This window comes from Paenibacillus crassostreae (assembly GCF_001857945.1).
GTDB classification, from domain to species: domain Bacteria; phylum Bacillota; class Bacilli; order Paenibacillales; family Paenibacillaceae; genus Paenibacillus_AQ; species Paenibacillus_AQ crassostreae.
The window spans coordinates 2,773,790-2,785,822 of record NZ_CP017770.1; the positions used below are offsets into that span (position 1 = coordinate 2,773,790).

Here is a 12,033-nt window from a genome sequence, read left to right on the forward strand (position 1 = left end):
ATATTTAGATATAATAAATTCGCCAAAAGATAACGGCGAACATAATTATATTATTCAAGCAAATCAATAATTCGTTTGATATACGTAAGGTCTTGCTCTAATAACGCGATGGCATTATCGAAAGAAGCTTCCCCTAATGCGGACAGACCATAGCTCATCTTCAATTCTTTCCCGCTATGCCATAGAAGAAGCGTTTCTTCAACTTGTTTTAAATTTCGATTCAACAATTCAAGTGCATCTTCCTTGGGGATGGCATCGATCCAGCTTAACCCTAGAGTGAAATCAGATTTGACCGAATGTGGGGATAAGGTTAGTGTTTCCCGTATCAAATTTTGAAATAACTCCTCGCCTTTTTCCGTTATGGCATAAATCTTACGAAGACGTGCACCGGTTCGCTCTTCGCTATCTGTTCGGACTAGACTGTCCCGTTCCATTTTATTTAGGGAATAATATATGGAACCAGATAGTAAATTTGCCCATAAATCCATTCGACTTGTCTGAATGATTTGTTGAATTTCATAACCGTGCATCGGTCGTTGACGAAGGAGAGCAAGAACAATTAGATTAACCATTCAAATCCCTCCATTTTTAAATAGTTAAACGCGGATATCCAACGTTGTTTATTACTAAATTTAGCATAGCTTATATCATAATATGTGTCAACAACACTAATTGACTATGATGCCCCTGTGACCTTTACGAACTCATTCCTCTTGGAAAACGTTAAAGTAAAGGTCGATCCTACTCCGAGTTCTGATTCTACATGGATGTTGATGAGCAATGACTGGGCTGCCTTTTTAGCTAAATATAATCCCATGCCTGTCGCGGCATTGTCTTGATGAATGGTTGTTGATGTGAACCCCTTGTCAAATATGCGTGATTGATCTCTTAGGTCAATCCCACGCCCAGCATCTTTGACGATTAGGATAGTATGATCCATTCGTTGCTCGGTACTGATAATAATATCGGATGGTTCGCTATATTTCACCGCGTTTGTTAAGAGTTGTCTAATGATGAAAGCCAACCATTTGGCGTCACTAAGCACTTCTTGTACATCTAACTGGATGTCAAAGCCAATCCCTTTTTGAATGCACCAGGATTGTAAAGTTTTAATCTCATTAAAAAGGATATCTTTTAAAGCTATATTTTCAATAAATAGGTCATTCTCTATAAACGGGATGCGCCTTTGATGGAGTTGTTGGTCCAGCAGGAGATGAATTCGCAACCATTCATACGTGAGATGGGTTTTCATGGTCTCGTCGTCGATACGATCTATCATCAAATGCATAGCTGTTAAGGGCGTCTTCACTTCATGTATCCAAGATAATAATTCATCCTTTTCTTGCTCTAAAGTCATTAGATTATGCGAAGCAACCCGGTTCAAGAGCTCGGCTTGACTAGTCATACTCTGTTCAATCAAGATCTCAAAGGGGCTTCTAGGAGTGGCTATACTCGTTAAATCAAGATTATTCTCCCGTTCTACTAGACTTCGATAGAATCTCGTTTCGATATTGTAGCGGATGATCAAGAAGAATGTAAAAATGATTGTAGATAGAAAGCTGACATAGAGGATGGACATCACTGGGATCGCCGAATCCATATAAGCGATGAAGTTCAATAGAAATTGTAAGAGAATAAAAAGAATGATCCAACTACGCCGTTCGACGATATATTGTTTAATCATAGGTGGTAGCCTCTTCGATAGCCATGTAACCTTGTCCAACTTTCGTTTCAATAAAGCGTCCTAGGTCGAGCTCATCCAGTTTTTTTCGTAGCCGATTAACATTGACAGTTAGGGTATTGTCGCTGATGAACCGCTGATCATCCCATAAGCTATTCATTAATTCCTCACGGGTGACGATCCTATTCTTCTTCTCAATGAGCAATTTTAGTATGTAAATTTCATTCTTGGTAAGCTCAATTGTTCCAGAATCATGACTGATCAAATTTTTCTCATAATCGATGGTTGCTCCACACCATATTTTGAGTTCAATCGTATCGGTATTGTAATTGTAGACCCGTCTAAGAATCGCTTGAATTTTGGCAATGAGCACGTCGAAGTGAAAAGGCTTCTGAATATAGTCATCTGCACCAAGCTGCATAGACATCACGATATCTGTCGGGTGATCGCGAGAGGATAGGAAGATAATTGGGATATTCGAATGCGATCGAATCATTCTACACCAGTGAAATCCATCGAATTTAGGCAATTGGATATCGATAATAACTAGATCAGGTTTAATATCTGAGAACTGTTCAATGACACGACTGAAATCTGTAATCCCATAGACATCATAAGACCATTGCGATAATCGATCTTTGATCTCAAGAAATAGTGTTGTATCATCTTCAATTAACAAGAGTTTAAACAAAGGGATCACCACACTTTTAGGTTATTGTAAAAGAGACCTCATGGATTGAGGTCCCCTTTATATCTATTTCATATCTATTTTACTTGGGTTGAACCATCGTATGTGGTGATAATCTTGTATAGATCAGGTCTTCGATCGCGGAATACGCCCCATTCTAGACGTTGAATTTCCAATTCATCTAGATCAAATTCTGTAACCAATACCGTTTCATCCTGACGACCAGCTTCTGTAATTTTATTCCCCTGAGGTCCCGCAATAAATGAGGAACCATAGAAGGTAATCTTGAAATCCTCATCGGATTCCACACCCACGCGGTTCGATGCAATAACTGGAATCAGGTTAGCCGCAGCATGTCCGAGCATACAGGTCTGCCAATGATCCTTAGAATCGATGTTACTATCCTGAGGTTCTGAACCGATTGCCGTAGGGTAGAAGAGTAACTCAGCACCCATTAATGCCATACAACGAGCTGCCTCTGGATACCACTGATCCCAACAAATGCCTACGCCAATTTTCCCGTATCGGGTGGACCATACTTGGAATCCTGTATCGCCAGGGTTGAAGTAGAATTTCTCTTCATACCCTGGGCCATCTGGAATATGGCTTTTACGGTAATGTCCTAGCACTACACCGTCTGCATCAATAACTGCTAATGAATTATATCTCGCATAATTTTTTTTCTCATAAAAGCTAATGGGTAACACAACGTTCAATTCCTTAGCTACCTCTTGGAAATGCTTAATCGCTGGGTTGTCCTCAAGCGCTGTTGCATACTGATAATATTCCGATTTCTCCTTCTGGCAGAAGTACGGAGTCTCGAACAATTCTTGCAGGAGAATAATTTGAGCGCCCTGTTGGGCAGCTTCTCGAACTAATGCATCCGCCTTCCGAATGTTATCTTCAATATCCCATGAACAACTCATTTGTGTAGCTGCTACTTTGACTAAACGCATCTATTGTTCCTCCTTGCTGTATTAAAAAGCTTGGTATATTACGGCATCTGTTGCGTTGTACAATGCACATTGCCACCTTCACGGATAATACCCATACCGTCTACGGTGCGTATAGTTCGATCTGGGAATACCATCTTGAGTTTCTCAGCGGCAAGCCGATCTGTTTCTACTGCAGTTCCACCAAAGACAGGCAAAATAATTCCACCATTCACGAAATAAAAGTTCAAATAACTTAAGGTAAGGCGTTGTTCCCCGTGAGCCCGATAAGGGGGCTGTTGGATTGGAATAACTTCAAGCTTCCTACCCTTAGCATCATAAGATTGTTGAAGTATACGTAGATTCTCCTGAGTGATCTCGTAATTCTCATCGGTAGGATCATCGCAGACCTGTAGGATTACTTTCCCCGGTGCAGCGAAACATGCGATATTATCCACATGACCGTCCGTCTCGTCACCACTCAACCCTCTTGTTAGCCAAATAACCTTATCAATATTGAGGAACTGTTTCAGTATGTCCTCAATTTGTTGGCGATTCAAATGTGGATTTCGATTGGGATTAAGTAGGCATTCTTCTGTAGTGATGAGTGTGCCCTCTCCATCGACATGGATCGAACCCCCTTCCATCACTAGAGGTGCATCAAATCTTCTAATAGCAAAATGTTCAAGAATCTGAGGAGCTACTTGATCGTCTAAATCCCAAGGGGAGTATTTTCCACCCCAGGCGTTGAAGCCCCAGTTGATTCCTGCTACTTCACCCTCTTGATTGACAATGAAGGTTGGCCCGTTATCTCTAAGCCAAGCATCATTATGTTCAATACTTAAGCATTGTATTTGATTATTGTCCGAGAACAAGGCTTGTACACCATCCATATCAGATGGATTCACGATCACAGTGATAGGTTCAAATTCAGCAATGGCTTGAATGGTCAGGGTGTATGATTTGCATACTTCTTCATAATTATCAGGGTAACACATTGAATCTTGGACAGGCCAAGAAATGAATGTACGTGAATGTTCGGACCATTCGGGTGGCATTGTATATGATAAGTCTCTTGGATTCATGATTTACCTCGCATCTATTGTGGTGTCTTTATCCCCGTGACTCAGTGGGATGTACAGATCTTATCATATAATAACTTGTTTCCTACCACAACATGAATACTCTGAAGTGTTCTAGGAATATAACGTGATGACAAGTGAGGTTCAGAACATAGGAAAGAGACATTTTCTCATGAAATGTCCCTTTTCAATGTTCAATATATGACTTAGAAGATTATATATAGATATTTAGCCTTTGTAATGAGTTATATATTATTGAGAGATTTCTCTCGTAGTAGCCACTTCATACGTAATCATTTCACTACCCAGGATCGGGGATGCTTTTTTAGCTTCTGCAGAATCTGGTTCTGGACGTTTGTGAGAAGCTTTGAAGGCGTCACTATTTCTCCATGCCATAAAGTCATCTTGCGATTCCCAGTACATATTCACGTTCAACTCATCATATTCTTCTAGATTTTGTGTTAACAACACCTCTACTTTAATAATCCCTTTTGAAGAGTCCAATGGACCTGGTGCGGTAAATCTTGGGGCCATGGCAGCACCCATTCCTTTTGTTACTTTAATTCTATTCGTTACGACGATCATTGCATACCGCTCCTTTGGTTTCATATTTGAATGGATCTAGCTCAATAACTGAGCAGGGATTCTAATATTTATTGTAAAGCTTTATGAAGAGATTGCAAATCTAGGCAGATATGAAGAATACGCAAAAAAAGAGAAGGATCATGGATGATCCTTCTCTTTCATAATACATTGAGATGTTTGCTATTATCTTAAAGTTTTCAATGCACCGCTCCAAGCGATAACTTGATCAAGCATAGCATTCACATTATCAAGATGCAGGTCAGCTGGTTTGAATACAGATCCATTCTCGAAATCTGTGAACAATGATAGTGTTGGATGTACACGAACGTCTGCGATTAGTAACTCACCTAGAATCCCACGTAAATGTTCCGCTGCACGAGCTCCACCAGTGGAACCGTAACTTACGATACCCGCCGCTTTATTGTTCCACTCATCGCGCGCAAAATCCAATGCATTTTTCAAAGCTGCTGTAATGCTGTGATTGTATTCTTGAGTAATGAATACGAATCCGTCAAGGCTAGATAGCTTTGCTGACCAAGCTGCAGCACCTGGACCAGGATCAGCTTCGCCTAGAAATGGTAATTTGAATTCTGCAATATCTACGATTTCATAATTAGCATCCCCACGCTTGTCAGCGATACCTTTCACCCATTCTCCAACTTGTGGACTAACACGTCCTTGACGTGTACTTCCTAGAATAATACCGATGTTTAACTTAGTCATTATATTTTCCTCCTGATTGGTTGATGTACCAAATAATTTATTTAAGATACCCATAACTTGCACCGCCTATAAAATATTGTGTTATTCGAATGATTGGAAAGGATCAGCTCCTTTATCTTGGAATGGTATAGTCCCTATTTATTATTAATTGCTATAACTAGGGATTTCTAATCAACTGCCTCAATAAAATTTTGTAAGAATCAATTTCATAATTATGCAAATCTATTTAATAGGCGATTATGAAACTGATTCATGTAACAAATATGTGAGGGTTGAGGCCATACTTTCCTTAATTCCGTAACAATCCTTAACCATCTTAAATTATGATATTTTGAACATGAGATAATATTAATACACTGATTTCTTTTTGTCAATACCTTTTGAAAGGTTATACCCTTACTTTTTTTTAGAAGAATAAAGATCTTAATAAGATACGCATATTTAATGATAATTAGACTAATTTGAAACAAGTAAGCTGAAATAATCTTTCAAAATATTCATACAAAAAGAAGAACATGCAATTAATGCACGCTCTTCTCCTGATAATTCTCCAGATTCGTTGGTAAAGGGATTCGCCTTTTAGTTGTTATTTTAGCGTTTGCTGAAGCTTTTCGCTCATAAGCATTGTTCCGGATCAGTGCAAAGATAATGATAAGAGTACCACTTATTTCGTACATACTGATATCGTAACCTTGCAGTGCCATTAGAATAAAGGTAGTAATCGGTACGAAATTGATGAACAGAATACCATTTAGTGGAGATAACATTTTGATTCCTGCATTCCAACTTAGCAAAGCAACAAGTCCTGGCAATAATACCATGAATGACATCTCATATTTAACGGACAAAATATCTTGCCATGAGGGTACAGCAATAAGTTGTAAAGCAGAACCAGAAGCTACGAAGATCATGGATACTCCTGTTCCAAGCACGCAGGTTAATGTTGAATAACGTAGAGGGGACCAGTCCTTGAATGAATCTCCGCCCATCGAATATAATACCCATCCAACAACGCCTGTGAAAATGAGGAGCAATGGCAATAGATGTTGACCAGCCATCATGAAGAAAGAAAGTTTACCATTGGTAATGACTAGTAACGCACCAATCAAAGCCATGACGATACTTGTCACCATAAATTTCTGTGGTTTATTTCGGGTGGTGATCCACAAGACGAGAATGGAGATCATTGGCATCAGTACCTCCATGATTGAAGCAGCAACCGTACCGGCATCTCCCATAAGATGTTGTCCAAGGAAGACCAACATATTGTAGACCGTAAAGGCCATTGTTCCATAGAAGAGAAGTGATTTTGCTCTTCCTTCTAAGCGAAAAGCGGCTCGGCCTTCTTTCACCCAGAGCAGAATGACAAGGATGAGGCTGACGATAGAATAACGGATAAGTGAAAAATAAAATGGATTGATATTTTGTAGCGCAATGTGTGCAACGGGAAACATAGCTCCCCATGACATGCTTGCAATCAAGCATAGAATTGATCCTGTAATGATTTGCTTCTTAGCCATGATGATTTCTTCCCCCACTGCCTTCTCTAATTTTTTGTATTGTAAATTTGTACTATTCCTAAATATAAATAATAAAAGAGTGGGATTCATTCGTAAAATGATTGAAAGTGGTTTTTGATATCATTTATAATGATGATAGAAATAGGCCATTGATGAACAGAGGTGAAGTAGGTTGGAGCTTAATGACTTAGCTATTTTTCAAAGTGTTGCCACGCACGGAAGTGTGAGTAAGGCAGCGATAGAGTTAAGCTATGTGCAATCTAATGTAACAGCGAGAATTAAATTGTTGGAGAAGGAGCTTCAGACACCGTTGTTCTACCGGCATAAGCGTGGTATGACCTTGAATACGGAGGGCAAACGACTACTTGAATATTCTAGGGATATTTTATCGAAAGTTAATGAAATGAAGGATGTGTTCAGTCAGGCGAGTGAACCTTCGGGTATTCTTGATATTGGGATTGTGGAGACGGTGAATGCCCTGCCGGTTATTCTATCTACTTATTATCGCAAGTATCCGAATGTGGAATTGTCGTTGCAGGCTGGTGTGACGGAGCAACTCGTGCAGGATGTTATCGATATGAAGCTGGATGGCGCATTCGTGACAGGTCCGATCAGGCATCCTTTAATAGATCAGATCGAGGTGATCAGCGAGAAGCTGGTGCTTGTCTCTAGGAGTAGCTCCTTATCAATGGAAGATATCACAAGAAAGCCGTTGTTACTTTATAAAAAAGGCTGTGGATATCGTGAGAGATTAGAGAGTTGGATGAGAATCGAAGGAATAATCCCTAAGCAAGTGATGGAGTTTGGCACCTTTGGAACGATTATCGGGAGTGTCGCGGCAGGTATTGGAATAACGGTTATTCCTGAATCGTCTGTTACAGATCTGGCAGCCAAGGGTACGGTACATTGTCACCGTTTACCTCAACCGTATCAGAACATTACGACGGTATTTATCCGTCGGAATGATGCCTACCTGACGGGTACTCTACAATCTTTTATCGATGAAATCATTGAGCTAACAAGTCTTAATGTCAGTTCACAATAGTGAGAGAAGGAGTGGAGAAGTATGAAATATCGTCGACTTGGTAATAGTGGACTCGAGGTATCCGCATTAGGATTGGGTACAAATGCATTTGGGAAACGTGCTGATCAAGCCGTGTCCACTCAGATCATCCATCATGCCTTGGACAGTGGTATTAATTTCTTAGATACGGCTAATATCTACGCGGGCTCTGAATCGGAGAGAATCATTGGGGAAGCTCTGAACGGGAAACGCCATGAAGTTGTATTAGCGACAAAGGCGGGTCTAGTGAAAGGGAATGGTCCGAATAGTAGAGGATCTTCACGTGGCCACCTTCAACAAGAATTGGAGGAAAGTCTTAGACGTTTAAGAACGGATTATATTGACTTGTATCAGATTCATACTTTTGACCCCAACACGCCACTAGAAGAAACATTGCGTACTTTAGATGATATGGTTCGTTCTGGAAAAGTTCGTTATATTGGAGCATCTAACTATGTTGCATGGGAATTGATGAAGGCATTAGGGATTAGCGAACTTAAAGGGTTTACACGGTATATTTCTGATCAGGTTAGTTATTCTCTCGCAGATCGAACACCCGAACGGGAGCTTATCCCGATGTGTATAGATCAGGGTGTAAGTATTATTCCTTATTTTCCGCTAGCTGGAGGGATCTTGACGGGCAAATACTTTGCCGCAGATGAGGTGCCCTCAAGCTCTAGAGCAGATACAGACCCTAACTTCAGAAGATTTCTGGATGATCGAACGATTACCCTTGGACAGAATGTTAGTAAGCTAGCAACCGATTGTGGTTATAGTCCTAGTGCGCTTTCCATTGCATGGCTTATGGATCGACCTGCTGTCTCGACAGTTATTGTAGGTGCTACGCGTGTAGATCAACTGGAGGATAACTTGAAAAGTATGGCTATTCCTCTGGATCCCGAAATCACACAAGCATTGGATCAGATGAGTGAGCCATTTCGTTATGGCAAGCGATTCGCCTTCTATCGATTACCATAAGATTGGATATTTCTTAAAATATAAGAAAGTATAAGTTTGACTTCATACTTTATACACTTATATTTCGGCAGAGACGGATACCGTCCTTTAAAGGACGGCGTAGCCGTTTCAGCTTGAGAGAAATAAATAAAGGAGAGTATGTAGATATGCAAATATTTCTTATACGTCACGCCGACCCGGATTATGCTATCGATGATTTAACGGAATTCGGACATCAAGAGGCTGCGGCTTTGGGACAGCGTATGGCTTCCATTGGTCTAGATGAGTTGTATGCTTCACCGCTCGGTAGAGCACAGACCACAGCAAGTTATATTGCCAAGGAAACAGGACTTACGATTCAAATGGAAGCTTGGACGCGTGAATTGGATTGGTCAGGGATTAAGATGGAAGAGGGTATAGGACCAATATGGGATTATCCAGGAGAACAGATTCCTGAGGTGTCCAGTGGAGGACGGATCTGGAGTGACCAGAATGATCATTGGTTGAAGCAAGAGGAATTCAGAATGAGATACAGTGAGTTGCAAGCTTCTTCTGATGAATTCTTGTTGCGACATCATTATCAGAGGGAGAAGGGTCTCTATCGGATCATGGAACCATCTACGAAGAAGATTGCTATGGTATGTCACGGTGGGTTCGGTCTCGCATGGCTTTCACATATGTTACAGATTCCATTGTCATTGGCTTGGTCTTCATTCTGGATAGCTCCAAGTTCAGTGTCAACGATCTTGTTCGAGGAACGAAGCCAGCATTATGCGCTTCCAAGATGCATAGCCTTGGGAGATACCTCCCATCTTTATGCTAATGGGATGAATGCTCGACCGCGTGGATTACTAGGAAATCATATGTAGAACAATCTGAACGCATGCCCATGCCCCCGCATATCATATAGCACCACTACAGGTTTAGGGAGAAGGGTGTGATGTGATGATTGGCATTCAATTGACCGCAATCCACTATGTGTATTTGGCATTTATCGTGTTCATTATGGCGATTTTAATTAAGCGACGGGATACTACGATGATATGTGTAGCGGGAATCTTTGTGCTTGGCCTGCTTGCTACAGAGTCATTAAGTGGATCTGTATCGGGTGTTTTCAATTCATTTATTTATGCTACGAAGGAATTGATGGGCACCATTATGATCATTTCAATTATTGTAGCGATGAGTCAAGTGTTAATTCGTACGGGGATTAATGAGATGATGGTTGCTCCGCTAACCCATTTCTTGCGAACCCCAGGTATAGCTTTTTGGGGAATCGGTCTGATTATGATGGTAACATCGTTCTTCTTTTGGCCGTCGCCTGCTGTGGCATTAATTGGTGCGGTATTACTCCCTGTGGCGATCCGTGTTGGTCTGCCTGCTCTTGGAGCGGCAATGGCGATGAATCTATTTGGTCATGGAATTGCACTCTCGGGTGATTATATTATTCAAGGTGCACCTAAATTAACAGCAGACGCGGCAGGCCTTTCTGTGAACAGTGTCATGACAGCGAGTATACCGCTTGTTATCGTGATGGGGTTGGTGACAACATTTACGGCATTCTGGATGATGCGTAGAGATATGAAGAAGGGGTCATGGAGGGACGGACTTGTATCCGGAAAAAGTGCTGTCTTTACTCAGTCCGTAGACGAAGATAATACTAAAGTGGTCATCGATGTACGTCTTAAAAAAGGGCTAGCGATCGCGATTCCACTCTTATTTCTTATCGATGTAGTAGCTATGTTCCTACTCAAGCTACAGGGTGGAGATGCTACTGCATTAGTAGGTGGAACTGCAATTATCATTCTGATCATGGTGACATTGTTAAGTCATCGTAATCAAGGACTAGAAAAGGTGACTTCGTATTTGATTGAGGGGCTTACTTTTGGATTTAAGGTATTCGGTCCCGTTATACCGATTGCTGCTTTTTTCTATCTAGGCGATGCAGCATTCACGGACCTGTTCGGCAAAGTACTTCCAGAGGCATCACATGGCATCGTGAATGATCTAGGTGTCGCGCTTGCAGGTAATGTTCCTTTAAATGGTGCTGTAGGCGCTATGACATCAACGGTTACTGGAGCCATCACAGGTCTGGATGGATCTGGATTCTCGGGTATTTCCCTTGTAGGGTCGATTGCTCAATTGTTTGCGGTCGCTACACAGTCGAGTGCCGCTACATTAACCGCACTTGGGCAGGTTTCAGCTATATGGGTTGGCGGGGGTACTCTGATACCTTGGGCCTTGATTCCTGCAGCAGCCATCTGCGGTGTAAGTCCGTTCGAGCTTGCAAGACGGAATCTGAAACCTGTACTAATAGGTCTTACGGTTACTACGATTGTAGCGATGTTTCTGGTCTGATCAGAGTATATACAATATAGAACATGGTGTTGGATGAAGAAATGTGATAGTATGTACACCTATATAGAACGAGGAAGTGAGCTAAAGTGATTCTTGTAACCATTCCAACACCGGATGTTTCCATTACGAAACAAGTCGATCCTCAGCTAAGCCATATCTATGGGTTTACGGATTTCATAAAGATTCCTAGAGATATGGGTGGAATATTTATGTTCTACAACGCCAATGAGGAGTTATTATTCGTGGGTAAGGCTAGGAAGCTGAGACCGAGAATAAAGAAACATTTCGAGGATACGACATCCCCGATGAAAATGCATAGAGAAGAAGTAACTAAGATCGATGTTTGCTTGATTGAGGATCCAGTTCATAGGGAAATCTATGAAACCTATATTGTGAATGAGCTGAAGGCCAAATACAATGTAGAGAAAGTGTTATTCAAGTAAA

Annotated in this window: 13 protein-coding genes; 5 read left to right on the plus strand and 8 right to left on the minus strand. The window is 41.1% G+C overall.

The window, feature by feature from the left end; genetic code table 11:
• Positions 1-50: 50 nt before the first annotated feature.
• The 8 genes from LPB68_RS12880 to LPB68_RS12915 form a co-directional block, all read right to left on the minus strand.
• Positions 51-572: a PadR family transcriptional regulator gene (locus LPB68_RS12880; RefSeq protein WP_068660563.1), complete on the minus strand. Its 522-nt coding sequence runs from the start codon at positions 570-572 to the stop codon at positions 51-53.
• A 104-nt stretch (positions 573-676) separates the two neighbouring features.
• A complete protein-coding gene (locus LPB68_RS12885; RefSeq protein ID WP_068660561.1) occupies positions 677-1,684 on the minus strand; it encodes a sensor histidine kinase in 1,008 nt (335 codons plus the stop codon).
• Positions 1,677-2,372 carry a response regulator transcription factor gene (locus LPB68_RS12890; RefSeq protein WP_068660971.1) on the minus strand — a complete coding sequence of 232 codons (696 nt, stop codon included), beginning with the start codon at positions 2,370-2,372 and terminating at the stop codon, positions 1,677-1,679. Before LPB68_RS12890 ends, LPB68_RS12885 begins: the two co-directional genes overlap by 8 nt.
• Positions 2,373-2,446: 74 nt before the next feature.
• Complete coding sequence (gene aguB, locus LPB68_RS12895; protein WP_068660559.1) at positions 2,447-3,325, minus strand: N-carbamoylputrescine amidase; 879 nt, start codon at positions 3,323-3,325, stop codon at positions 2,447-2,449.
• Between the two features lie 38 nt (positions 3,326-3,363).
• On the minus strand, positions 3,364-4,386 hold the full coding sequence (locus tag LPB68_RS12900) for an agmatine deiminase family protein (RefSeq protein ID WP_068660557.1): 1,023 nt from the start codon (positions 4,384-4,386) through the stop codon (positions 3,364-3,366).
• A 249-nt stretch (positions 4,387-4,635) separates the two neighbouring features.
• Positions 4,636-4,968 (minus strand): heme oxygenase, encoded by a 333-nt coding sequence (locus LPB68_RS12905; RefSeq protein WP_068660555.1) that lies wholly within the window; start codon positions 4,966-4,968, stop codon positions 4,636-4,638.
• Positions 4,969-5,151: 183 nt separating this feature from the next.
• Positions 5,152-5,745, minus strand: coding sequence for an NADPH-dependent FMN reductase (locus LPB68_RS12910; RefSeq protein WP_068660553.1), 594 nt, complete (start codon positions 5,743-5,745; stop codon positions 5,152-5,154).
• A gap of 467 nt (positions 5,746-6,212) precedes the next feature.
• Positions 6,213-7,211, minus strand: coding sequence for a DMT family transporter (locus LPB68_RS12915; protein ID WP_068660552.1), 999 nt, complete (start codon positions 7,209-7,211; stop codon positions 6,213-6,215).
• Positions 7,212-7,383: 172 nt separating this feature from the next.
• Here LPB68_RS12915 and LPB68_RS12920 point away from each other — a divergent pair, with 172 nt between their 5' ends.
• From LPB68_RS12920 to LPB68_RS12940, 5 genes are all read left to right on the plus strand, one after another.
• On the plus strand, positions 7,384-8,256 hold the full coding sequence (locus LPB68_RS12920) for a LysR family transcriptional regulator (RefSeq protein WP_068660550.1): 873 nt from the start codon (positions 7,384-7,386) through the stop codon (positions 8,254-8,256).
• A 21-nt stretch (positions 8,257-8,277) separates the two neighbouring features.
• Complete coding sequence (locus LPB68_RS12925; protein WP_068660548.1) at positions 8,278-9,252, plus strand: aldo/keto reductase; 975 nt, start codon at positions 8,278-8,280, stop codon at positions 9,250-9,252.
• Positions 9,253-9,398: 146 nt separating this feature from the next.
• Positions 9,399-10,100, plus strand: coding sequence for a histidine phosphatase family protein (locus LPB68_RS12930; RefSeq protein ID WP_068660545.1), 702 nt, complete (start codon positions 9,399-9,401; stop codon positions 10,098-10,100).
• 79 nt (positions 10,101-10,179) lie between these two features.
• Positions 10,180-11,589, plus strand: a complete 1,410-nt coding sequence (locus LPB68_RS12935) for a hypothetical protein (protein ID WP_068660970.1) — start codon at positions 10,180-10,182, stop codon at positions 11,587-11,589.
• A gap of 86 nt (positions 11,590-11,675) precedes the next feature.
• Positions 11,676-12,032, plus strand: a complete 357-nt coding sequence (locus tag LPB68_RS12940) for a nucleotide excision repair endonuclease (protein ID WP_068660544.1) — start codon at positions 11,676-11,678, stop codon at positions 12,030-12,032.
• Position 12,033: the final 1 nt, after the last annotated feature.